We start from the raw sequence: 23,425 nt of genomic DNA, 5'->3' as shown, positions 1-23,425 counted from the left end.
CAACATTCGGTATTAGCACCACTTTCGCGGTGTTGTCCCCAGCTAGAAGGCAGGTTGTCTACGCGTTACTCACCCGTTCGCCACTAAGATTTTATTGCTAAAATCTCCGTTCGACTTGCATGTGTTAGGCACGCCGCCAGCGTTCGTCCTGAGCCAGGATCAAACTCTCCATAAAAGTTTATTTATGAAGAACCTTGATGGCTCTTTAAAAAAACAAATTGTTTGTGTCAGCTCATTTGCATGAACCAACTGTTTTGTACTCCAAAACGAGTACCGCACATCTGGCTTATTTTAACCTTACTTACATTGTTTAGTTTTCAAGGAACACATTCGCCGTTTGTGGCGACTCACTTATAATATCACAAACAATTAGCAGATGTCAACACTTTTAATATATGTTTTTATACTTTTTTATTAAATACATTACAATCGTCATTTGCCATCTAACAGTAAAGCCTTTATGCTCCATTTAGTTATAATAGGAAAACTAATAAACCTTGCTGTTTCCCTACAGCTAGGCGACAAACAACTTGAACAAAATAAGTAATATTACTCCCGGAAGTCCTAGGAACCCAGCTACTAATGCCGTAATTGGATTAATTGCAATTGTAAATCCTATATGTAGTCCTACAAAATTCAATGCCCATAACATGGCACCACCAATTAATCCATTATAAATCAAGCGAAAAATTAGTTTAATAGGCATTAAGAACATTCGCCCTATAACATACAATAGAATAATACCAAACACATATGCCAGAATTACATTAAATTCTCCAAATCCACCAAACATAGCGCACCTTCTTTCTATTTTTTCATCGCACATCTTTGTTTTTTATTACTAATTCATTATAACTCATAATCCTATTCTCTTCTATCTTTCCTTCTTCCCTTATCTTCTAAAGATATACATTTTTAATACAATATATTGTTATTATGGTCCAAGTATGATAAAGAAGATTTCTTTCGTAAGGCTTTACTTTCATTTCACAAGGAAGGACCAGAGTAAAGACTCTGGTCCTTTTTATTAAGAATGAAATTTTATTGTTTTTTGTCATTTTCATTTCCGGCAAAAGTATAAGGAGAGCGCACAATACCTTCTTGACGAGCTTTCTTTAACAAATATACATATTTTTTTTCAGCTGCCTGCATTAAATAAACTGCATGGTCAACTAAATCTTGATCGGAAACACTATTATAATAATGCTGGGCATTTAACCATTCTTGCCTGGCTTCTTCCACTACAACGGATAAAGAAGGCAAGGGCTTTGGATCCAAATGTTCGCTGCCATAAATATAATCTTGTATTTTCTGCAATGTTTCTATTATATTCATAATCCCCCTCCTATCTTAAGGTTATTTTTACCAAAAGAAGGAGTATTTAAACATTACATTTCTCGGCGATTTTCCATAGCTTTGGACAACGTCACTTCATCAGCATACTCCAAATCTCCGCCAATCGGCAATCCATGAGCAATTCGAGTTACTTTTATCCCGATTGGCTTTAGCAGCTTAGCAATATACATCGCAGTTGCTTCACCTTCCACATCCGGATTAGTTGCCATAATCACCTCTTGGATCTCACCCTCTCCAATACGCGTTAACAATTCCTTTATTCTAATATCATTAGGACCAACGCCTTCTAACGGAGATAACTGTCCATGCAAGACATGATACCTGCCGCGATATTCTCGTGTACGTTCCACAGCTGCTACATCCCTCGGTTCTTCCATCACACACACGATGCTGACGTCCCGCCCTGTATCCTTACAAATAGAACAGGGATTGCAATCTGTTAAGTTAAAACAGATATCACAATAACCAATTTTCTCTTTGGCCTCAATAATCGCCTGTGCTAAACTTTCTGCTCGAGATTTATCCATCTCTAAAACATGATACGCTAAACGTGCAGCAGATTTAGAACCAATTCCCGGCAATGCGCGAAACTGCTCTATCAATTTCGCCAATGGCGCTATATATTGCATCGTCTAAAATAAACCAGAAGGCAGATTCATACCACCAGTGAGTTTCCCCATTTCTTGAGCCATCATATCATCAACTTTTTTAATAGCTTCATTAACGGCTGCTGTTACCAAGTCTTCCAGCATCTCCATGTCTTCCGCATCTACTACGCTTGGATCAATTTTCAAAGATTGAATTTGCTTTTCGCCAGTAATAACTACCTTTATTGCACCGCCACCAGCGGTAGCTTCCAAGGTGCGCGTTTTAAGCTCTTCTTGCATTTTACTCATTTCACCCTGCAGCTTTTGCATTTTCTTCATCATACCAGCCATATTTCCCATATTTCCAAACATATCTTAATCCCCCTTGTTATTCTTCTTTTTTTGTGACCTTACCACCAAACATATGTATCGCCTGGCGCAAAGCTGGATGAACCTCTTCTTCCAGCGATGGCACAGTCGCAACCGGCTTTTCCTTAGGCGGTGCAACAGACGATTTTGGAGTTACCTTCGCACTTCCCAGTATACAACAAAGTTGCACCGTTTTTCCACAAAATTGGGTTAATACTTTTTCTATCATAATTCGATAATCTTCTTTTTCAGTACGTTCCTTAGGAAACGCAGCTGCAAACTGCACAATCGCTTGTTTATCATCCAAACTTATTAATTTTCCTTGAGAAACGCAAGCATGTACGGAGCGCTTACCACTTGCAACCAATTCTTTAAGGACATTATCCCAAATCTCTTTCACATCGCTTGATGGCAAGCTGCTGCTCACAACGGGTTCTGTTTGATGGTGCTCATGTGCTATTTCCTGCTTTATTTCAATTTTTTCTACCAGCTTTGGACTCACCACGGGTTGAACCGCAACTTGTTTTACCGGGGTAGGAGGACGCACAGTTTCTACTTGCTTTACAATTTGAGGCTCCATTCGCGGAAAAGACTGCCCGCCTACTTTCGCTTCTAATATTGCTATTCGTTCCAGCAAGTTCATCATATCTGTTTGTACAGAACGACGGCAAATTGACAACAGCGTCATTTCCGCCGTAATTCGAGGCTCCGGTGCCCATTTTGCATCATTAGCACCCTCATTCAATATCTTAATGATATCAATTAATTCATCATGCTTAAACTGTCCTCCATGCTTAGCTAACACATTTCGGTCATCCCCATATAATTCAATGCTGTCAATATCAGGAGCAGCTTTAAATAACATGATACTCCTCATATACAAAGCTACCTCTAGCAGTATCTGGCGTACTTCTTTACCTAATGCAATCAATTCTCCTAATGCCATTAATACCGCTCTAAAATCACGTTCAGCAATTGCTTCAGTAACACGCCATACCCACTCATGACCAATAAGACCTAATAATTGTCGAACCTTTTCGGCAGTGATTATTCCATTTTCCATGGTAGTACATTGGTCAAGAATACTTAGAGCATCTCTAAGTCCTCCATCTGCATGGGAAGCAATCAACTTTATTGCATCTGGCGCTACATTTAACCCTTCGTGCTGAACAACTGCCGCCAAGCGACTTTCTATTGCTTCAGCATCAATACGTCTAAAATCATAACGTTGACACCTTGAATGAATGGTCGCTGGGATTTTATGCGCTTCCGTGGTGGCTAAAATAAACACTACATGAGCTGGTGGTTCTTCTAATGTCTTCAACAGCGCATTAAACGCCTCAGTTGTTAACATATGTACTTCATCAATGATATATACCTTATACCGACCATCTACAGGCGCAAACTTAACAGTCTCTCTAAGCTCACGAATTTCGTCAATTCCCCGATTTGAAGCAGCATCAATTTCAAATACATCCATAGATGTTCCAGTATTAATCGACTGGCAATTTAAACATACATTACAAGGCTCAGGTGTCGGGCCATGTATGCAATTTAAAGATTTAGCCAGAATTTTGGCAGTACTTGTTTTCCCTGTACCTCTAGGTCCAGAAAACAAATAAGCATGGGCAATTTTTTTTGATATAATTGCATTCCTCAAAGTAACGCTAATATGGCTTTGCCCTACTAGGTTGTCAAAATCCTGAGGACGCCACTGGCGATACAACGCAACATAAGCCATCTACCCAACACCTCCTAACAACATTAATGGTATTCTACACTAATGTAGCTTTCCCTTTTTCTTTGCCTAGCAAACTATATTTTGTCTTGCTTTTATATAGCTGCAAAATCAAGAATAGCTAACATTCTAATTTATTTCTCTCATATAAATACACTAAAAAGCAACCAGATTTCTGGTTGCTTTTTAAGTCGCATTTACCATTTTAGCGTCGGGCCACAACAAAAGTCAGGCAATCTCACGGCACATAAAAATTATCACTTACCGCTGCTTTCTTCCGAACCTGACGGGGTTCATGAGTTTCCATTGCGTAAGACCCAACTTTTGTTGTGACCCCACTCTAAAATAAATAAATGGCTAAAATATTAAATTTTACGCCAACAACGATCAGTACCTACTGACATCTCTATTAAAGTTTAATGGCGGAGAGAGAGGGATTCGAACCCTCGGTACAGTTTCCCGTACACACGCTTTCCAGGCGTGCTCCTTCAACCGCTCGGACATCTCTCCAAGGTGTTTACCCAGTCAAATTTGTTTTACTTGACTGCAAGAAATATAATATCATTTCTTAATACTATTGTCAACAGAAATATGTGAGGATTATAATTCCAATGTTTTGTAAATAGCCAACCTTGCATGGCTTTAGGGTGTCTGATACAATATGGATACATAAAGAAAACTTAATTGATGATAGCTTCTAAAAAGACTTCGTCAAATTTAGTCGTTCTAAAACCAGAAGCTTATTATATACATTTAAACTATCCCTTCTTGAAAAGGTTGGAGGCCATATATATGGAAAGTACCTTGAATTCATGCTTACCTCGCATACGCAGTGGTTTTAATGATTTAACCAAAACCGAACAAAAAACTGCAACATATATTCTGGAGAATCCTTCTGAAGTCATACACATGACGATTACAGAGTTAGCGGAAGCTGCGAAAAATGCTGAAGCAACTGTTTTTCGTCTATGTAAAAAGTTAGGCTTTTCCGGCTATCAAGAACTAAAAATTGCCCTTGCCGGGGATTTATATACTCCCTTGGAATCTGTCTATAAGGAAGTTCACCCTACAGATTCCATCAGAAGTATGACTAACAAGATTTTTTTAGGCATAAACGAAGGTTTACAAGATACCTTTAAGATCATTGATGAGGAAGCGATTGAAAAAGCCATCCAAGCAATCACATCGACACGTCGGATTGATGTCTACGGTTCAGGCGGATCAGCAGTAATTGCTTCCGATATTGAACACCGTTTTATGCGCTTTGGTATTTCTGTAAGAGCTTATTCTGATCCACATCTACAAATCACATCAGCTACTTTACTCCAACCTGATGATTTAGTTATTGCAGTATCTCATACCGGTGCCAATCGAGATATATTAGATGCTGTTGCGATGGCGAAAAGCAATCATGCCACCACTATTGCAATTACAAGTTATATACGATCACCTCTCAGTCAATTGGCTGATATTTCACTTCATGGAATGAGCCGAGAAATCAATTACCGATCAGAAGCAATGGCATCGCGCTTAATTCATCTGGCTATTGTCGATGTTTTATACATTGGATCTCTTCTCCGTCAACAAGATACAATCATCGAAAATATGAATAAGGTTCGCAAGTCAATTGCAAAACGCAAACTATAGCCATATGTTTCATAATACCATGGGTGAAGTAAGATCATTGACATGCATTGAAAAAAGCTTCGATCTGTCCTTTCATAAGGCAGATTGAAGCTTCTTTTTTTCAAACACAATCATAACATAATTTATCATAATTCATACGGTAAAAAATTCTGCACGAAAAGACGTTCCTGCTATTCTTTAACGTGAGAGATATATGCCTGATCAGCATGGATCTGAGAATAACTTGGAGGTACTTCTTCAAAATCCACAATAAAAAGTTCAGGCGTTTTTATTAGATCGAGTTCAACAATTCGATCGATATCCTGCCCATCTTGACTTGAAGTAATACGGACAACTGGAGTAGTTTTGTTCTTTAGATCAACACCAAGAATTACACCACTTTGCTTATTATTCAGCCGAACTGTTTTTCCAATCGGATAGATGGCAACATTCTGATTAAATTTGTCAACAATAACCGGGTTGAAATATTCACCCGCAGCTTTACTTAAAATCGCAGCAGCATAATAGACTGGTGTCGGCAGGCGATGTGGCATTCCCACAATTAAACGCTCATAAACATCAGCAATACTAATAATCTGAGCATATTCAGAAATGGAATCTCCTTTAAGGCCCATGGGGTAACCACTACCGTTCCAACGTTCGTGATGCTGAAAACAAGCGTTCAGAACGTTCACCGATACTGTATTATTTCTTCGCAGAATTTCCAAAGAATAAAACGGGTGACGCTTGTACTCTTCTTTTTCGCGTCTTGTCAAATATCCAGGAAACTGCCGTGCTACGTTCTTTGAAAATTTAATTTTACCCACATCATGCAGTATCGCAGCAAGTCCCAATTCATCTAATTGCTTAGCATTATATCCCATAGCAATACCTGTCATAATGGACAAAATGCAAGTATTGACGGCATGAGAAAACATATACCCCTTTTTCCGGCGTATATCGAGCAGGTTCATCATGTTCTCGGGTTTCTCCCCAAGCTGATTAATCCAATCACTAACAAGACTTTTTACTTTATTGAGGTTAACACCTTTGCCTACCTTAAAGTGATGAATTGCTTCTCGTGCTGCACCAAGAGCTTCTTTTTTATATTCAGGACCATAAAAATCTTCTTCAAGTGCGATGATCTCTTGAATTTGTGGTTCTCCAACAAAAAGAGAAGTAAAACCTTTATTGCGAAGATACTCAATGTATCGTTCCTTCATGACGATGCCCTCATGGAGTAAAACTGTACCATCAGCTGACATGAGTGGTTTGGATAAATACATGCCTGGCTGAATATCATCTATCGTTACGCTTTGTATAAGAATCCTCCTCCTACGATAAACACGTTGCTTGCTCATTCTATTAATTATATCGGAAGAAAAAGCCAAATACTTAAAACATCTCAAGCAGTAAATATGTAAAAAATGTACCTGAACCATCGAGACACTAGCTCTATTGCTCAGGTACATTTTCTATTCGACAATTTTATAGCTATACAACAAAAATCAATCGATCATATCACTCCATAAGCTTTCATTTCAGTGCGAAGAAGTTCAAGATTGCTCTCGCTGATTTCCGTTAACGGCATCCGACATGGACCAGCCTTAAATCCCAGCAAATTTACAGCAGCTTTAATAGGAATTGGGTTGACTTCGCTGAATAATGCTTTTATGAGATTTAATGTTTGAAGCTGCAGTTTAATCGCGCCCTTGCTGTCACCTTGAAGAAAACGCTCGACCATATTGTGGGTATCCTGAGGAATAATATTGGCCATAACAGATATGACGCCTTTGCCACCTAATGACAACATAGGTAAAACAGTATTGTCATCACCAGAATACACTGCAAATTCGTCTCCGCATAAATTTACTACATCTCCCACTTGACCAAGGTTACATTCCTTTATGGCAATAATATTATCAATTTGCGATAATGCTTTTACCGTTTCAGGATTAATATTCAAATTGGTTCTACTAGGTACATTATACAGAATCATGGGGATCTTTACGTTATTGGCAATGACTTTAAAATGCTCATACAGCCCTTTTTGCGTAGCTTTATTGTAATATGGAGTGACTGATAAGATTCCATCAGCTCCAACCTCTTCCGCTGCCTTCGATAAGTCGATAGCATGACGAGTATCATTGCTGCCTGTTCCAGCGATTACAGGAACACGCTTATTTGTTGCTTCTACCGCAAATTTGATAACAGCAATGTGCTCATCATCCGGCATAGTAGAAGCCTCTCCTGTAGTTCCACAGATTACAATCGCATCTGATCCACCTTTAACCTGGAACTCAATCAGCTCTTTTAAAGCTTGATAGTTAACACCATGTTCAGTAAAGGGAGTTACAATCGCTACTGCTGATCCGATAAATAATGGTTTTTTCATAAAGTTAGCCGCCTTTTACTCATATTTAATATATGAAAATCATTAATAGTATAATTATAGCCGATTACTAGGTAAAAAGGAATTAAAGAGTCTCTTTCTAACCATAAAATTTAAACAATTCACGACGACTTCTTCTCACTCTTCGAAAGTTTATATAAATATAATACTTTATGATTATGTCACGAATGCCAAGAAGATTTTTTCAGTGTATCAATTTGACAATAATCGCATAGAATATTCTATTATTTCCAGTTGCTTTGAGGAGGTATATTATGCTAGTTATTTTATATGGCTTGGCAGCAATCGGTTTAGTCACGTTAGGAGTGCTAGTGCATATGTTTGCCAGAATACCATAATAGCTCACTTTAATTTTAATGATTCCATAAAAGCAGCAGCTCTGCTTATAAGCCGATAAATAAATCCTGAGGAAATTCCGAATCAGAATTTCCTCAGGATTTATGCCAGTTTAAGTGAACTTCTCATGTAATCTTAGATTGTCAATTTACCACTCTGTTTGAATACTCAAATCAGCCTTCTGCTGAGCCTCACCTATTTTGAATAATTTATATAGAAGAAAAAGACCACCATACCAGATAGGAGCAACATATAAACCAACTAAATTATCATGATCATACCCCATACCCAACGTTACTGCAAGCATAAACGCTCCTACTGCATAATTGGCATATGGATAGCACGGCATCGGATATTTCAGATTGGCAATTGCCTCGTCGCTTAGACTTTTGCGCCATTTAAACTGAATGTACATGATCAAAGACCACGTCCACATACAACCCGTTGTTGTGATCGCCGACATATAATAAAATACACTGTCAGGAGATGCATAGTTCAAGTAGACACCAATTAGACAAACGCCACTGGAGACTAAGATGCCATTGGCAGGAACTTGATTAGCAGAAAGCTTACCTAAAAATGCGGGAGCTTCATTCCTTAAGGCCAAACCATATAACATACGTCCGCAAACATACATACCACTATTTAAGCAGGAAGCTGCTGAAGATATAATAACAACGTTTATAATGGATGCAGCATAGGGAATACCTGCTTTCTCAAATATCATAACAAAAGGACTCACGCCTTTGGGCAGCGTGTCATAGGGAAATATGGATAATATGGCTACCATTGAACCAACATAGAACACTAGTACCCGCCAGAATACCTTATCAATAGCGGATTTAAGAGAGGCTTCCGGATCAGCGGCTTCACCTGCGGTGATACCGATAAGCTCCACTCCTGAATAAGCAAATACAACCATAACTAAAGCCATGGATACACCAGTCCAGCCAAAAGGCATAAAGCCACCATGAGTCCACAAGTTGGAAAAACCAATTGCCACACCATCATTGCCAAATCCAAAAAGTATCATTGCGAAGCCAACAAACAGCATTGCAATAATCGTTACAACTTTAATCAGGGCAAACCAGAATTCAAACTCACCATAATATTTAACAGAAACTAGGTTAATGGCAAGAATTACAGCCAAGCAAATCAGTGCCGGAATCCACTGCTGTATATCCGGTGCCCAATATTTCATATACATGCCGACTGCCGAAATTTCACACATGGCTAACACAACCCATTGATACCAGTAGGTCCACCCAGTAATAAAAGATACTAACGGTCCGCAAAAAGCTCGTGCGTAACCAGCAAATGATGAAGCAACAGGATGTTCTACTGCAACCTCACCAAGGGCACGCAGTACAAAATACATGACGATCCCCCCAAGAGCATAGGCTAACGTGAGAGCTGGACCTGCCATCTTACTTGCTTGAGCAGAACCCATAAATAGCGCAACACCAATAACACCGCCAATGGCAATCAATTGGATGTGCCTATTTTTAAGATCCTTTTTCAAGTTTTCTTTCTCTAAATATAAGGACTGTTCTTTCATATCGGTTCGCCTCCTTTTTTATATAAAAGGGCGCTCATCAACAACCTTACCGGTTGTTGACAAGCGCCTTTGCTTGCAAATATGCTGTTATACTAGCCTTCTTTAGCGGCCCTTAAGATACTTTGTTCTAAAACAGTAAGTCCACGATCCAGTTGTTCATCCGTAACCACCAGAGGGATCAATAAACGAATTACGTTACTAAAAATTCCGGCGCTGATTAACATTACCCCTTGTTCTAGGCAATATTTCGCAACCTTACTCGTAATTTCCTTGGCTGGTTCTTTCGTTTGTCGATCTTTTACCAGCTCAATCCCAATCATAGCACCGACGCCTCTCACATCACCAACAACAGTACACCTTTCCTGCAATGCTTTCAGTCTTTTCATTGTTACGCTGCCTATTTGTGCAGCTCGACTACAGAGTTTATTATCTTCAATAAACTTTATGGTTTCTAAACCAGCTGCACAAGCTAATGGATTCCCACCATAGGTCCCTCCAATATTTCCAGCATCAGGTACATCCATGTATTCAGCCTTTCCGGTAATAGCACTAAGAGGCATACCGGCAGCAATTGATTTTGCAGTTGTCATGATATCAGGTTCCACACCCCAATTTTCAATGGCAAACATTTTTCCAGTGCGGCCAAATCCTGTTTGTACCTCATCAGCAATAAACAAGATTCCTTTACTTTCACAAATCGATTTAAGACCTGGCAAGAATTCTGGCGGCGGTACAATAAAGCCACCTTCGCCCTGCACCGGCTCAATAATCATAGCGGCAATATGCTCTGCATCAATTTCCGCCGTAAAAAATCGCTCAAAATTTTCTAGACAGTGCATGCCACAGCCTGGATAGTTGGAACGATAATGACAGCGATAGCAGTAAGCAGAAGGTACCTTGTAAGTTTCTGGAGCAAAAGGTCCAAAACCATATTTATAAGGCTTCACCTTGCTAGTAAGACTCATGGTCATAAAGGTACGCCCATGGAATGCGCCTTCAAAAGAAATAATTCCTGTTCGTTTCGTAGCATGGCGAGCAATTTTTACTGCATTTTCTACGGCTTCCGCACCACTGTTGGCAAACATTGTCTTTTTCATAGACCCACCTGGCATTAAAGAATTCATTTTTTCTGCCAACTCAACATAAGGTTCATACATGCCAATAGCAAAGAAAGAATGGAGTAATTGATCTGCTTGTTTTTGTATGGCCTTGACGACAGGTTCAGGGCAATGTCCAATATTTAGAACCCCTACACCTGCGTAAAAATCAAGAAATTCTCTACCCTCAACGTCGGTAATCACTGCTCCGCTGGCTTTCTCTACAAAAATACCTGTAGAATTCGCGATTCCTCTTGCAACGGCATTGTTTTTTCTTTGAATCAATTTTTCTGTTTTGGTTTCTGCAATACTCATTGTAAAGCCCCCTAGCATTAAAAATTAAGGCACTGAATATATCTCATCAGATATACATTCAGCGCCATTGCTAAATACATCACTCACATTTAAGTTATGTATAAATAGTAACATCAGACACAATCCGCGTCTATGTGAAGAGATCACAGAATATCAAATGCTCCTTTGTGATATGTTCACGTTACGAAAATAAAAAAAGAACTAAGGATCAGGTAAAACACTGCCTAAACCTTAGTTCTTTTTTTATTCTCGTAGCGTATTAGGAAAAATTTCACTCGTTAGCAGCCTTCCAACAATAACGCCTAGCTGCAACGTCAGACGATCATAGGGATTATCTAAACTTCTTCCGGTAATCTCCTCAATTTTTTTCAAACGATAATCAAGAGTATTGCGGTGCACATACAGCCGTTTGGCCGTTTTCACTGCATTACAGTTTTCTTCAAAATATACAAACAAGCTAGAGACCATATCCATATGATGCTTATTATCATATAGATTAAGAGGTTCAATTACATCCTGATGGTACATTGCCAATTTTTCTGGCTCAATCTCAAACAGCAATTTATAGATCCCCAGCTGCTCATAGGCATAAATAGAGCGAGAAGCTTTCTTCAACTTCGCAAAGCGCAGAACCTTCATAGCCTGGAGGTAACCTTGTCTAGCAGCCTGTAAGCTTTCAAATCTGCCACCTAGACCAACAGTAACTCCTAAGCCTGGTATTTTAGCTGAAATTTTCTCCAATATTTCAGTTAAAATTGTAATATTCTGATGTCCTCCTATACTTTCATTTTCATAGGGCACTAAAAGAACAATATCATCTGCCCATAGCATTTGCAGGATTTTTCTGCCTTGTGTCATCAAAACCTCTTGAACAATTTGTTCAAGACGCACTTTAAGAGCCACTAGGGCTTTTTCATCCTTTGCCTTTTGTGTCTGCAAAAACGCAGTCAAACAGTCTGGGCTTAAAATCGCTACTTGATGAGGTTTTGCCAAGTCATAGCCATAATAAGCCGCCCGCTGAATTAATACCTCAGGATTCTCCAAGGGACAAAGCAGCAACTGTTCTAAAAAATCTTTTATGGATCGCTGCTCCGTTTGCTTCATGACAATATGACTGCAAATTTCCCGCGTTACCTCGATGAGTTTTACCTCCCAGGGAAGTTCAAAAATGGGAAAGTCTGCTTGATCTGCTAAAGCAATAACTTCGGCAGGAACAGACTTAATATAAGGGCCAATGTTAATAATTAACCCCGCCAGTTTTTTCTTTATAATTCCTTGCACGATCTCTTTAAGCTTATTTTCATCACCATTCAAACCGATGCCAGTGATAATCAGAAGTTCTCCTCCCTGCACCCAGGGAATTACATCAGGCAAATCAATAAAATGTACCCAACGCACCAATCGGTCTAAACCTGGCTTTCCAGCCACAATAGCAAGCTTAGTCAGGGAAGGTAAATTCATTATTTCCCGACAACTGATCATAACTGGCACCCTCCAATCAAGTTGAAACCTTTAATTATTAAAATTTGAAAACAATTAATTTCTCCTCTGTCATTTCTTTGACTGCATACTGCGGGCCTTCACGACCGATACCACTTTCCTTAATGCCGCCATAAGGCATATTATCAGTTCTAAAGGTCGCACCATCATTGAAAATAACTCCACCTGTTTCAATTTTCATAGCACACAGCCTTGCAATCTCCAAGGAATTAGTAAATACCCCTGCTTGCAATCCGTATATAGAAGCATTAACCAACGCAATAGCTTCTTCAATTTCATCATAGGGTACAATGGAAAACACAGGTGCGAAGGCTTCCATGCTCATAATATTCATATCGTGCTGTACGTCGATCAAAATCGTAGGCTCAAACCAAGTTCCACGACGCTTGCCGCCTGCCAGTACTCTGGCTCCTTGAGAGATCGCCTCATTTACCCATTCTTCCGCTCTGATAGCCTCAGCCTCACTGATCATGGGACCAATATCTGTGGCAGGATCAAAGGGGTCGCCTAAGACTAGTTTTTGAGCACATTTTGCTGTCTCATCACAAAATTCCTCATAGACGCTGCGATGAACATATACTCTCTGGCAGGATATGCAAACTTGTCCTGCATTCGCAAAGGCATGTTTGACACACAATCCTGCCGTCATTTTAATATCTGCATCGTGATGAACAATATTTGCCGAGTTTGAGCCTAATTCAAGAGCAACACGGCGAAACCCTGCATTTTGCAACAAAGTCTTCCCTACAGCAGGACTGCCAGTAAAACTATAAAAACCAATTCGCTGTTCTTCGGTCAACAATTTACCAAGTTTAGAACCCGCCCCTGTCAACAGATTGAGATAGCCATCAGGCAACCCTGCTTCTGCAAAAATTTCGCATAGCAGCACTGCCGATAAAGGAGTCACGGTAGCTGGTTTATAGACCACAGAATTTCCAGCGGCAAGAGCCGGACCTATTTTATGACAAGCCAAATTAAGAGGAAAATTAAAAGGTGTAATTGCACAAACAACTCCTACAGGAATACGCATTGTAAAAGCCCAGCGGTCTCCGCAGCCCGGCGCTCCCTCCAAAGGCACCATTTCACCAGTCATCCTTTTTGCTTCTTCTGCAGAAAGAATAAGTGTCTGCTCTGCCCGCGCTACTTCAGCCATTGCTTCTTTTATAGGCTTTCCCACTTCTTGTACAAGAAAATTTGCCATTTCTTTCTGCTTCTCCATGAGAATTCGGCTAGCATTCATCAATATTTCATAACGCCGATACGGCTCTATCGGTATTGTTTTAAATGCCTTTTCAGCAGCATCCACCGCGCGTTTTACCTCTGCCTCACCAGCTACGGATATCAAGGCGACCTCATTACCTGTTGCTTTATTTACGACACCAATTTTTTCACCTGTTACTTTCCATTCTCCATTAATAAATAAGCCATACTCTTTCACTTTAGTCCTCCTTATCCACATTAGAAAATTGGAGTCTTACCCGGCGGCAGAAGTGGCGCCCCCCCTAATTCCTCGCTACAGGTAAAATACGATATCCTTTAATCGTACAAAAGAGACTGAACATCATGCCTTCCTAGTACATGATGTTTCAGTCTCCATTGACTACCAATTCCTTGCAGGAATCTTATTGTTTTTCTTAGAATAACAGACTCTTACAGGTCAGTCAACAGAAAACCATTGTGAGATACTCATAATAATAGCGGTTATAGTTAGGCACTTATCACACATGTTAAATTCAATTATCTATAAAAATTCACTATTGAGGCTCTTACTCCATATTATACAGCCCGATAGAATGAAGTTGTTTATCTTGCAGCATGCTAATTAACTCTTTAATTAAATCTTTTGCTAAAGATGCATTCATCAAGTGATCCTGAGCATGAATTAATAATAAGCTCATTTCTTGTTTTTCTCCATTTGCTTCGGCTTGTAATAAATCAAATTGCATACTATGTGCTTTTTTTAGTTCTTGAGCAGCCTTACCAAGTCGAGCTGAAGCTTCAGAATGTTTTCCCTCTCGAGCTAACGCTAGAGCCTCAAAGCAATAACTGCGTGCATTGCCTGCATGTAGAATGATTGTAAATACAATTTGCTCTTTGTCCACATTACACCTCTCAAAATCCCATTACTTCCTCATCAGTCCAAAGGCTTGATCCAAGATTTTATTCCCATCTACCAGCCCGTAATGTACTCCTTCAATAATGGCATACCCTTTATTCCTTGACATTGCTAACGTATAAATATATTTCTCTTTATAACGAATTTGCGGCGCAACCAGTACTACATCGTAGTTGCTGATATATTTTTCTATTTCATCAACGGAACAAGCAAAAATCTTTAGATCTTGAATGTTGCGCTTTTCTCCCTCCATAAGCATCTTATCTACTAAGAGACCCGTCGACATGCCAGACGAACAAACCAGTAAGATATTCATCTCGTCCTCCTTAATATTGCTTAGTTTACGTATCTCTATTGCTATGAGATAACTTTGCCTTTAAAAGCGGTTCTACTCCCTGAGAAAGCGGAATATTCATTTGCTCCGTTCTGATTTGCTCTAATTCTTCTTTTACCTTATCTTCATCCCATATTTTTAAGAATGGATAATAAATGATACCAGAAATCATAAAATTCAGCACTTGCAATGCCGTTCCTTTCCAGTCCCCAGTAACTAAAAAACCACTGATAAAGGCAGGTGTCGTCCAAGGCGCTAGGGCATACGGCTTATGAACAAATCCTAAGGTCATAAATAAATAGGTTGTTATGATACATAGTAATGGAGCAACAATAAAAGGAATAATCATAATTGGATTCATTACAATTGGCATGCCAAAAATAATCGGTTCATTAATGTTGAAAATGCCTGGTAGTAGAGACGTTCTCCCCAATGCTTTCAGTTGATTGGATTTTACTGTCGTAAATAATAATACTGCTAATGCAAGAGTGGTACCAGAACCACCAATTAAGATGAAAACATCAATAAATTGCTGGCAAATAATATTGGGAATGACTTCTCCGGCCATTTTTGCCACCGCATTTTGCTGTGTAAAGGCTAACCAGATCGGAGCCATAACCCCTGTTCCTACCAAAGCTTGTCCATGAATGCCAAAGCACCATAACAGTTGAATGGCAAACACCGCGATTAATACAGCAGGCAATGTACCTCCAAGATGTAAAAGAGGGGCTGTAACCACTCGATTAATCACTTCCGGGATCGATCCTCCCCCCATCTCGGCTAACAGGATATTGATCATAAAAATACTAACTAGAATCACAATACCTGGCAGCAATACTGCAAAAGAACGCCCTACCGAGAGAGGGACACCTTCGGGCATTTTAATAATGATATTCTTCTTAATCATGAAACGCTGCACTTCTACAACTAAAAGTCCGATAATCATGGCAACAAATAAACCTTTACTTCCCATTAATGCCGAATCAATATGTCCTTCCTTCGTGAATGGCGAAGCAAGAAGAAATGCTGAAACACTCAGCAATCCAGAAGATAGTGCATCAATAGCATACGAATTTGCCAAGGCATAGGCGATTGCAAAAGAGGCTACTAACCCCATAATGCCAAAAGTAGCATTCACAACAGCCAGTAAAGCACTAATGTAAGGCTCTACTAATCCGGCAAGATACGGTATGGGGGGAAATGCACAAATTAAAAAAGTTGATCCAATCAATAACAGGGGAACCGTGGATATAATTCCATCTCGTAAGGCTTGCAAATGTCGCTGTTCCGCAATGACTCCTACAATTGGAAGGAGATGTCTTTCGAGAAATTGAATAACTCTTTCCAACAAATAACACTCCTTTTTATTTCTGATCAGCCTTATGTATCTTGCTATCCATTAGACCCAACCACAACATTTTGTTTTGTTCATCAATGTTTACATATAGTGCATAAGATCAACGATGTTATAATATTCACTTTCAGGCAATGTAACATGCAGCCTTTCTTCAATTGAGCGCAAAGCATTCCCGACAATAGCATGACTCTCCCCAAAGTTATGCTGCTCTGCTCGATTACAGTGATTAGATACTTTAATCACTTCCCCTGATAATAATTTTTCAATTGTACAGGCAAGATGTAAAATCAAACCAATACTGGCATCTTCACTTATAATAAATTTGTTTTTTGCCAATTCTGAATAAAACAATGCAAAGACTTCCATAAATTCTTCGCCATCAAGACTGGTATGTTCATTTATAACATTCTTCATAAAGGCTAATCGATCTAATGTAAAGGGTGCTGCTAAGTTATCAGCAGCGTTTTCCATAGCCGATTCCACATCAACAGAATTACAGATTTTGCTTTCATCAGAGCAGCTAGCACAAGGAACCTCTAATATCACATTAGGAAATGTTTCTGATAACACAATATCTAGCTTACCTTCCAGTAATTGTTTGGGAGAAAGATACTGCACTGTACTGTCTTGGGGTTTAATGCTGCTTACGACTGCTATTAAATTTTTCTCTCTCTTTATTTTTTTTATTTTTGCTGTAAAATCATTCATACTTACAATTTCCAGGGGAATAATATCGATTTTTCTGTCTTTTCCCAATAGTAAGCCTTCAATAATTTCTTTTAATTTAATAGCAGTACCTTTCCCCGTAATACAAGCTACAACAATTACATTATCTTTAAAATAATTATTAAAATCCGAAGTATTCCCGTATATACGCCCAATATAGGGACTAAGATTGGTCACGGCATAATAGATGTCATCTAAAGGAACGCGCATTAAAGACTTCCGGGCTGCTTCCAGCACCATTGGCGTACTTGCCATCTCAATGGTTTTTATGGGAATGGCAGTGTTTTCATAAATCATATGACCAAACATTACTAACGATCCCATATCAACCAGCATGATGACACCTTGTCCTTCATTATTGTCCTCCACCAACTGGGTAATTTCCGCCAAAGCAGTTTCTGTCTTTTTTTCTAAGGGCATATCGTATCCTACCGCATGACTTTCCCCTAGCAGTCGGTTGGCAACTTCTACCATAGAAGTTGCGGTGCTAGCACCATGCATGGCAACAATCACACCAACCCTGCCAGGATATTCTTTGCCCACATATTCATCTAATACAATAAACATCGTGATAAAGCCAATTTCGTCAAGAGGTATTTGTATATCAAAGCTGTTCTTTAATAAAATGCTAAAGTGCATGGCAGCCGCAAACTCTTTACTATAGGATTTTTGGATTTCTGCAAGATTAGGATTAGAAATTTCCTTTCCTTCCCGGATTCTTTCCAGGGTACTGGAGATATGTATCGACATGCCAAATAAAATTTTATCATTAAATTTCTTACCTATTTTATTACTCGCATATCGCAAAAATTTCTGGGTTATATCTACTACTTTTTTATCAACAATCTTATATAATGCTTCTAAATTATCTTTGCGGAACTTAGCCATATACTGCTTAATATAAGTATCAATATCCAACCCCATAATCAACTGAATATTTTTTTCGCTCATTCCCTTCATTCGAAGGTTTTGAATTTTTTGCTCTAAGACTTCATAAATACTTACAGTATCTTTGTATTTGACATTAATTTGCTTTCCATTCGTGACTTGAAAAATAATATCTTCTGTTAAACCAAGAATATCAAGATCATCGCGATGCTCCTTGTATTTTACAAACCCTTTAAGAATATATTCCGGCAGCTCCTCACTGCTGACCTTCAAATTTTCATCCTTATTTCCTACATAATCTAAAAAAGCTCTGGCACAGCTAAGTTTTATATCACTTTTTAATTGTCCGATGTTATTAGGACAATCATATAGGAGAAAGGCTTTTAATGCATTTGGCGATACCCGAATGGGAACCTGAATGCATTGGACCTCTTGTTTAAAAAAGGTTTTAATTAATTCCCACCGCTCTCCGATCGTTCGTTCCCTGATGACTGGAAGTTTAATAATCATGGGAATCCTCCGAGTAAAGGTTCTGAGCAAAGTAGAATCGACATTTTCTGTAGTAGCACAAATAATGAGTACTTCTACTTTTCTATATTCCTCAACCTCTCCCATGCTGCGAAATAGTCCTTTATCAATCAGATAAAACAACATTTCCTGCCCCTCTGGCGACAATCGATGAACCTCGTCCAAAAATAAAATACCACCATTTGCTTTTTCTACTAAACCTACCCGATCCCGTTCTGCCCCTGTATAGCTTCCCTTCTTTGCTCCAAATAACTGAGCCAATAATAGTTGGGGATTATGAGCATAATCAGCACAATTAAACGCAACGAAGGGAGCACTATCTTCTAATCGGCCTATATCCTGGGCATAACGAAAAATAGTCTCGGCAAACATAGACTTACCAACACCAGTTTCACCTAATAATAAGGTATGCAGTCCTAATGGCGGATATCTCACAGCCGCTTTTGCTTGCTTAACCGCATTCTTAAGACTTTTATCTGCACCAATAATAGCATCTAGTACAGATTTATCTGCTGCATCCTCTTCACTGACTTCACAATCTAGAGTTTTATATAGCACTGGTTTACCTTCCATTTTCTCTAACTTTCCTGCTTTTACCAATGCGTTTAAGTCACCAGAAGCGTTTGGTCTTAAAATACTAAGCTCCATAGCTACTTGGTCAGTAGAAACCCCCGATACCATTCCATCTATGCGATATTGTTCTTCACATAATGTTTTTACAACCATTAATACACTTTCAATTCGTTTCATTCCTACCTCCAGCCTTTCACTAATTGAAATTTATATTATGTTGAATGCATTTGATTAGCTAAGGGCTACATTCTACGAGTGAGGGCAGCACGATCTGGACGATATTAAGATTTATCTAAATATTCCCATTTTACTTCGTGGTTTCTGTCAGAAATCCTGCAACCCAATAGTATACCTTCCTACTTAAGTACATCATGATTTTACATATTGTGCGAGTCTTTTATAAATAATTTCAAACCCTTGTTGAATCTCATGAGTATTTGTGCGGGAAATGCTTAAGCGTACCCCTTTTTCCCCGTAGGAGTTCTCCAAATAGTATAAATTCCCTGAAGTTACAAGAACGTGATGTTTCTGTAAATCAGCAATAAAACTCCTTTCGTTAATATACTGAGGTAATTTTAAATAAGCATAAAAACCACTCTCGCCGCCGCTATATTGCACGTCATATTCCTTCATTTTCTTCAGATTACTTGCTAAACATCCTAAGCGCTGAGTTAACTCTTTTTTGATGGCAGTCACATATTTTTCTAATAATTTATTACGTATGTAGATCTCCAGCGTCGCCTGAGAAACTAGGGATGCTGAAAAATAAGAATGGTAATAAGAATACATTGCATAGCGTTCAAAAATCGAAATTAAATGCGTAGGAAGTACTGCAATCCCAATGCGAAACCAAGGAATAATCTTAGAAAAACTTTTTAAATAAATATGGTGAAAATGATCACCGTAAGCATAAATCGGATCGTATTTATGATCTAAGGAAATATCGCTGCAGTAGTCATCTTCAACAATGTATACATTATACTTATTAGCCAATGCTGCAATCGTTTTTCGCTGGTTGATACTGTATGCGGTTCCTAATGGATTATGATTGCGAGGTACGGTATAAAAAAACTTTATTTTCTCTGTTTTAAATAGAGTTTCAAGCTCATCTAAATCAATACCCTGTTTTGATCTTTTAATCCATTTTACATCAGCTCCCCAATGTTCTAAAAATCGAATACAAAATCCATAGGTCGGCTGCTCAATTAAAATCACATTCTTCCGATTCGGAAAAGGCATCTGAGTCAGTATGCTTAATGCTTGCTGTACTCCTAAGTTGATGTAGATGTTCTTTGCCCTAGTAAAAACTTGAAAATCAGCAAGATATTTTGGAATCATATTACGGAGAGAATCCGTACCATGCAAATGACGGTGAATGGAGTATTGATTGCTGCTATCAACTGCTCGATCAAGGCAATGCTTAAGATCAGGTATCTGCATTTCACCAATAATAGGATTTCCTGTTGAAAAATCAATGACAAACGTGTCGTTTTTCTCCATTCTGGGTAGATTCTCCACAATATAGTAGCCGCTTTGCGGCACAGAGTAAACCAAATGCCTGCTCTTTACTATCTCATAGGCTTTCACCACTGTACTCTGACTACAATGATAAACTTGTGATAAAGCCCTAATCGAAGGCATTTTTTTTCTTCCCTTATAACGTCCCAACCTTATATTTTCTTCTAGATCTTCTATGATAATTTGATAAATATCCTTCATTATAACCTCCAAACTGTACTAGTACAGTTGCGTACAATGCTGATTGCAGCACCTCTGGTATGGGGATATGATTATTTATAGGAAATATATTCAATCGGTAGGGGGAATCTTGATGAGCGGATTAAAAATTGTGACTATCGGCGGTGGTTCCAGCTATACACCAGAAATTATTGAAGGCTTTATTAGACGATATGAAGAGTTGCCAGTTCGCGAACTATGGCTGGTGGATATTGAAACAGGCAAGGAAAAATTAGAGATTATCGGTAATCTTGCCAAGAGAATGGTAAAAAAAGCTGGGGTACCGATTACCATCTACACAACTTTAAATAGAAGAGAAGCTCTGCCAAATGCAGACTTCGTCACAACCCAGTTTCGAGTAGGGTCGTTAGATGCCAGAATAAAAGATGAAAGAATTCCGCTGCGTCATGGTTATATCGGACAAGAAACCAATGGAGCTGGCGGAATGTTCAAGGCACTGCGGACCATTCCTGTCATGCTGGAAATTGACCATGACATGGCAGAACTGTGTCCTGATGCTTGGCTCATTAATTTTACAAATCCTTCAGGAATCGTAACAGAAGGAGTACTCCGCTATGGCAAAACAAAAAAAATTATCGGCTTATGCAATGTGCCTATTGGAATGGAAATGGCGGTGGCGAAACTCTTTTCTGTTGACAGCAGTAGAATCCGGATTGATTTTGCTGGTTTGAATCATATGGTATTTGGTTTGTCTGCCTATCTGGATGGCAACGACATTACAAAATCTGTCATCGACAAAATTGCTGATGGCAAGATGGGAAGCACGGTAAAAAACGTTATGAACATTGATTGGGTTCCAGAATTTGTAACGGGTCTATCGATCATCCCCTGCCCTTATCATCGGTATTATTTCAAACGGCAAGAACTACTAGAGAAAGAATTAGAAGAATTCTCGAAAGGGGAGACGAGAGCCGAAATTGTTAAAAAGCTGGAAGATGAGCTTTTTCAATTATACAAGGATCCCGAATTAGACTCTAAGCCATCCCAGTTAGAGCAGCGTGGCGGAGCATATTACAGCGATGCTGCCTGTCGGCTAATCAGCTCAATCTACAACGACAAAGGTGATATCCAGCCGGTGGATACATTGAACAATGGTGCTCTTGCTGTCATTTCTCCTGATTCTGTTGTTGAAGTAAGCTGTGTAATTACCAAGAATGGCCCCCGCCCGCTTACTATGGGTGAACTCCCGATTGAAATAAACGGACTCGTACAGCAAATCAAATCTTTTGAAAGAGTCGTAATCGATGCTGCCGTTACAGGTGACTATAAAAAAGCACTGCTGGCAATGACAATCAATCCTCTCGTCTCTTCAGACACAATGGCAAAAGTCTTATTAGATGAGATGCTAGCAGCGCATCAAAAAGACCTACCCCAATTCTCTGATTATTTTGCCTCAAAAGGATAAGTCCGTTACTCATATAAAATAACGTCAGATCTCTCCATGGATCTGACGTTATTTTATATGGAAGATCATACATCAAGTGTATAATTTTAATTTCATAATCCCGCTGCTGCTTAGCAGTATCTATAAAAGAGCTGTTTATATGAAAAACTCTTCATTTATATGCTACTCTTTAAACATTAAGATCATCTCTTCAATTAAGTCTTTTGCTAAAATGGCCGTCATTAAATGATCTTGAGCATGAATTAACAAAAGATTTATTTCTTGTTTTTCGCCTCGAGCTTCAGACTGCAACAACTCTGTCTGAATTTGATGGGCTGCTATTAACTGTTTCTTTGCCTCGGCAATACTTTCATTTGCTGCAGCAAAATTCTTTTCCCGAGCATATTTCAATGCTTCTAATGCATGACTCCGTGCATCCCCCGCATGCAATATAATTGTAAAAGCGACTTGTTCCTTCTCCATGTTTATCTCCTTTAGTAAAAATTACTATTGTTTTAATGCATATGCTTGTTCAAGAACTTTTTTGCCATCTACCATACCATAACTCACAGAATCAATGATCGCAAAGCCTTTATTCTTCCCAGCAGCAATTTCGCCAATGGACTTTGCCTTATATCTGATTTGAGGACCGATTAAAACCACTTCACAAGTATCAATGAATTCATCCAGCTGATCTACAGAACAAGCAAAAATTTCATCATTACTCCCATTATCGCTACTTGCCTTTTGCATTTTAGTGACCAATAGACTCGTAGACATCCCTGATGCACACACTAATAGTATTTTCATAAAAATATACCTCTCTCTCTTAATATAAAACTCCGATTAAATATGTTGTCACGATG

20 protein-coding genes, 1 tRNA gene, 1 rRNA gene and 1 other RNA gene are annotated in these 23,425 nt (G+C 38.9%); 2 read left to right on the top strand and 21 right to left on the bottom strand.

Annotation, left to right across the window (positions count from 1 at the left end; translation table 11 throughout):
* The 8 genes from BMZ99_RS15400 to BMZ99_RS15365 all read right to left on the bottom strand — a co-directional run.
* Positions 1-175 (bottom strand): 16S ribosomal RNA (locus BMZ99_RS15400); the annotation flags it as partial.
* Between the two features lie 339 nt (positions 176-514).
* Complete coding sequence (locus BMZ99_RS15395; RefSeq protein ID WP_090939056.1) at positions 515-793, bottom strand: pro-sigmaK processing inhibitor BofA family protein; 279 nt, start codon at positions 791-793, stop codon at positions 515-517.
* A 248-nt stretch (positions 794-1,041) separates the two neighbouring features.
* Positions 1,042-1,335, bottom strand: a complete 294-nt coding sequence (locus BMZ99_RS15390) for a DUF2508 family protein (protein ID WP_090939053.1) — start codon at positions 1,333-1,335, stop codon at positions 1,042-1,044.
* A gap of 53 nt (positions 1,336-1,388) precedes the next feature.
* The gene (gene recR, locus BMZ99_RS15385) at positions 1,389-1,985 is read right to left on the bottom strand and encodes a recombination mediator RecR (protein ID WP_090939050.1); all 597 of its coding nucleotides are present in this window, start codon (positions 1,983-1,985) and stop codon (positions 1,389-1,391) included.
* A 3-nt stretch (positions 1,986-1,988) separates the two neighbouring features.
* The gene (locus BMZ99_RS15380; protein ID WP_007935593.1) at positions 1,989-2,315 is read right to left on the bottom strand and encodes a YbaB/EbfC family nucleoid-associated protein; all 327 of its coding nucleotides are present in this window, start codon (positions 2,313-2,315) and stop codon (positions 1,989-1,991) included.
* 16 nt (positions 2,316-2,331) lie between these two features.
* Positions 2,332-4,053 (bottom strand): DNA polymerase III subunit gamma/tau, encoded by a 1,722-nt coding sequence (dnaX, locus tag BMZ99_RS15375; RefSeq protein ID WP_090939047.1) that lies wholly within the window; start codon positions 4,051-4,053, stop codon positions 2,332-2,334.
* 174 nt (positions 4,054-4,227) lie between these two features.
* Positions 4,228-4,436, bottom strand: an RNA gene (gene ffs / locus BMZ99_RS15370) — signal recognition particle sRNA large type.
* A gap of 34 nt (positions 4,437-4,470) precedes the next feature.
* A tRNA-Ser gene (locus BMZ99_RS15365) sits at positions 4,471-4,560 on the bottom strand.
* 282 nt (positions 4,561-4,842) lie between these two features.
* On the opposite strand from BMZ99_RS15365, the gene BMZ99_RS15360 reads away from it, so the two are divergent.
* A complete protein-coding gene (locus BMZ99_RS15360; RefSeq protein ID WP_090939044.1) occupies positions 4,843-5,697 on the top strand; it encodes a MurR/RpiR family transcriptional regulator in 855 nt (284 codons plus the stop codon).
* Positions 5,698-5,867: 170 nt separating this feature from the next.
* On the opposite strand, the gene BMZ99_RS15355 is transcribed toward BMZ99_RS15360, so the two are convergent.
* The 11 genes from BMZ99_RS15355 to BMZ99_RS15305 form a co-directional block, all read right to left on the bottom strand.
* Positions 5,868-7,037 (bottom strand): HD-GYP domain-containing protein, encoded by a 1,170-nt coding sequence (locus tag BMZ99_RS15355; RefSeq protein ID WP_245754997.1) that lies wholly within the window; start codon positions 7,035-7,037, stop codon positions 5,868-5,870.
* Positions 7,038-7,192: 155 nt separating this feature from the next.
* On the bottom strand, positions 7,193-8,071 hold the full coding sequence (dapA, locus tag BMZ99_RS15350; RefSeq protein WP_090939038.1) for a 4-hydroxy-tetrahydrodipicolinate synthase: 879 nt from the start codon (positions 8,069-8,071) through the stop codon (positions 7,193-7,195).
* A gap of 502 nt (positions 8,072-8,573) precedes the next feature.
* Positions 8,574-9,983, bottom strand: coding sequence for an amino acid permease (locus tag BMZ99_RS15345; protein ID WP_090939035.1), 1,410 nt, complete (start codon positions 9,981-9,983; stop codon positions 8,574-8,576).
* Positions 9,984-10,075: 92 nt separating this feature from the next.
* Complete coding sequence (gene gabT / locus BMZ99_RS15340; RefSeq protein WP_090939032.1) at positions 10,076-11,395, bottom strand: 4-aminobutyrate--2-oxoglutarate transaminase; 1,320 nt, start codon at positions 11,393-11,395, stop codon at positions 10,076-10,078.
* Positions 11,396-11,638: 243 nt separating this feature from the next.
* Positions 11,639-12,877 carry a PucR family transcriptional regulator gene (locus BMZ99_RS15335; RefSeq protein ID WP_090939029.1) on the bottom strand — a complete coding sequence of 413 codons (1,239 nt, stop codon included), beginning with the start codon at positions 12,875-12,877 and terminating at the stop codon, positions 11,639-11,641.
* Positions 12,878-12,914: 37 nt separating this feature from the next.
* Positions 12,915-14,333, bottom strand: coding sequence for an aldehyde dehydrogenase family protein (locus BMZ99_RS15330; protein ID WP_090939026.1), 1,419 nt, complete (start codon positions 14,331-14,333; stop codon positions 12,915-12,917).
* Positions 14,334-14,661: 328 nt separating this feature from the next.
* Entirely contained in the window at positions 14,662-14,997 is a 336-nt protein-coding gene (locus BMZ99_RS15325; RefSeq protein ID WP_090939023.1) for a PTS lactose/cellobiose transporter subunit IIA, read from the bottom strand.
* A gap of 21 nt (positions 14,998-15,018) precedes the next feature.
* The gene (locus tag BMZ99_RS15320) at positions 15,019-15,327 is read right to left on the bottom strand and encodes a PTS sugar transporter subunit IIB (RefSeq protein WP_090939020.1); all 309 of its coding nucleotides are present in this window, start codon (positions 15,325-15,327) and stop codon (positions 15,019-15,021) included.
* Between the two features lie 25 nt (positions 15,328-15,352).
* Positions 15,353-16,693: a PTS sugar transporter subunit IIC gene (locus BMZ99_RS15315; protein ID WP_245754996.1), complete on the bottom strand. Its 1,341-nt coding sequence runs from the start codon at positions 16,691-16,693 to the stop codon at positions 15,353-15,355.
* Positions 16,694-16,783: 90 nt separating this feature from the next.
* The gene (locus BMZ99_RS15310) at positions 16,784-19,594 is read right to left on the bottom strand and encodes a sigma-54-dependent transcriptional regulator (protein ID WP_090939017.1); all 2,811 of its coding nucleotides are present in this window, start codon (positions 19,592-19,594) and stop codon (positions 16,784-16,786) included.
* Between the two features lie 192 nt (positions 19,595-19,786).
* Entirely contained in the window at positions 19,787-21,136 is a 1,350-nt protein-coding gene (locus BMZ99_RS15305) for an aminotransferase-like domain-containing protein (protein WP_090939014.1), read from the bottom strand.
* A gap of 112 nt (positions 21,137-21,248) precedes the next feature.
* Here BMZ99_RS15305 and BMZ99_RS15300 point away from each other — a divergent pair, with 112 nt between their 5' ends.
* Entirely contained in the window at positions 21,249-22,580 is a 1,332-nt protein-coding gene (locus BMZ99_RS15300; RefSeq protein ID WP_090939010.1) for a 6-phospho-beta-glucosidase, read from the top strand.
* Between the two features lie 162 nt (positions 22,581-22,742).
* On the opposite strand, the gene BMZ99_RS15290 is transcribed toward BMZ99_RS15300, so the two are convergent.
* Positions 22,743-23,042: a PTS lactose/cellobiose transporter subunit IIA gene (locus BMZ99_RS15290; protein WP_090939007.1), complete on the bottom strand. Its 300-nt coding sequence runs from the start codon at positions 23,040-23,042 to the stop codon at positions 22,743-22,745.
* Positions 23,043-23,066: 24 nt separating this feature from the next.
* Positions 23,067-23,369 carry a PTS sugar transporter subunit IIB gene (locus BMZ99_RS15285; RefSeq protein ID WP_090939004.1) on the bottom strand — a complete coding sequence of 101 codons (303 nt, stop codon included), beginning with the start codon at positions 23,367-23,369 and terminating at the stop codon, positions 23,067-23,069.
* Positions 23,370-23,425 lie beyond the last annotated feature (56 nt).

It is taken from the genome of Pelosinus propionicus DSM 13327, assembly GCF_900114615.1.
GTDB classification, from domain to species: domain Bacteria; phylum Bacillota; class Negativicutes; order DSM-13327; family DSM-13327; genus Pelosinus; species Pelosinus propionicus.
This window is presented reverse-complemented; position numbering and strand designations above follow the sequence as displayed.

Coding starts and splice junctions, on each gene's coding strand:
- BMZ99_RS15310 (WP_090939017.1), bottom strand. CDS start 19,594: ATGAAACGAATTGAAAGTGTATTAATGGTTGTAAAAACATTATGTGAA.
- BMZ99_RS15320 (WP_090939020.1), bottom strand. CDS start 15,327: ATGAATATCTTACTGGTTTGTTCGTCTGGCATGTCGACGGGTCTCTTA.
- BMZ99_RS15300 (WP_090939010.1), top strand. CDS start 21,249: ATGAGCGGATTAAAAATTGTGACTATCGGCGGTGGTTCCAGCTATACA.
- dnaX (WP_090939047.1), bottom strand. CDS start 4,053: ATGGCTTATGTTGCGTTGTATCGCCAGTGGCGTCCTCAGGATTTTGAC.
- BMZ99_RS15335 (WP_090939029.1), bottom strand. CDS start 12,877: ATGATCAGTTGTCGGGAAATAATGAATTTACCTTCCCTGACTAAGCTT.
- BMZ99_RS15345 (WP_090939035.1), bottom strand. CDS start 9,983: ATGAAAGAACAGTCCTTATATTTAGAGAAAGAAAACTTGAAAAAGGAT.
- BMZ99_RS15395 (WP_090939056.1), bottom strand. CDS start 793: ATGTTTGGTGGATTTGGAGAATTTAATGTAATTCTGGCATATGTGTTT.
- BMZ99_RS15285 (WP_090939004.1), bottom strand. CDS start 23,369: ATGAAAATACTATTAGTGTGTGCATCAGGGATGTCTACGAGTCTATTG.
- BMZ99_RS15360 (WP_090939044.1), top strand. CDS start 4,843: ATGGAAAGTACCTTGAATTCATGCTTACCTCGCATACGCAGTGGTTTT.
- recR (WP_090939050.1), bottom strand. CDS start 1,985: ATGCAATATATAGCGCCATTGGCGAAATTGATAGAGCAGTTTCGCGCA.
- BMZ99_RS15305 (WP_090939014.1), bottom strand. CDS start 21,136: ATGAAGGATATTTATCAAATTATCATAGAAGATCTAGAAGAAAATATA.
- BMZ99_RS15355 (WP_245754997.1), bottom strand. CDS start 7,037: ATGAGCAAGCAACGTGTTTATCGTAGGAGGAGGATTCTTATACAAAGC.
- gabT (WP_090939032.1), bottom strand. CDS start 11,395: ATGAGTATTGCAGAAACCAAAACAGAAAAATTGATTCAAAGAAAAAAC.
- dapA (WP_090939038.1), bottom strand. CDS start 8,071: ATGAAAAAACCATTATTTATCGGATCAGCAGTAGCGATTGTAACTCCC.
- BMZ99_RS15290 (WP_090939007.1), bottom strand. CDS start 23,042: ATGGAGAAGGAACAAGTCGCTTTTACAATTATATTGCATGCGGGGGAT.
- BMZ99_RS15390 (WP_090939053.1), bottom strand. CDS start 1,335: ATGAATATAATAGAAACATTGCAGAAAATACAAGATTATATTTATGGC.
- BMZ99_RS15380 (WP_007935593.1), bottom strand. CDS start 2,315: ATGTTTGGAAATATGGGAAATATGGCTGGTATGATGAAGAAAATGCAA.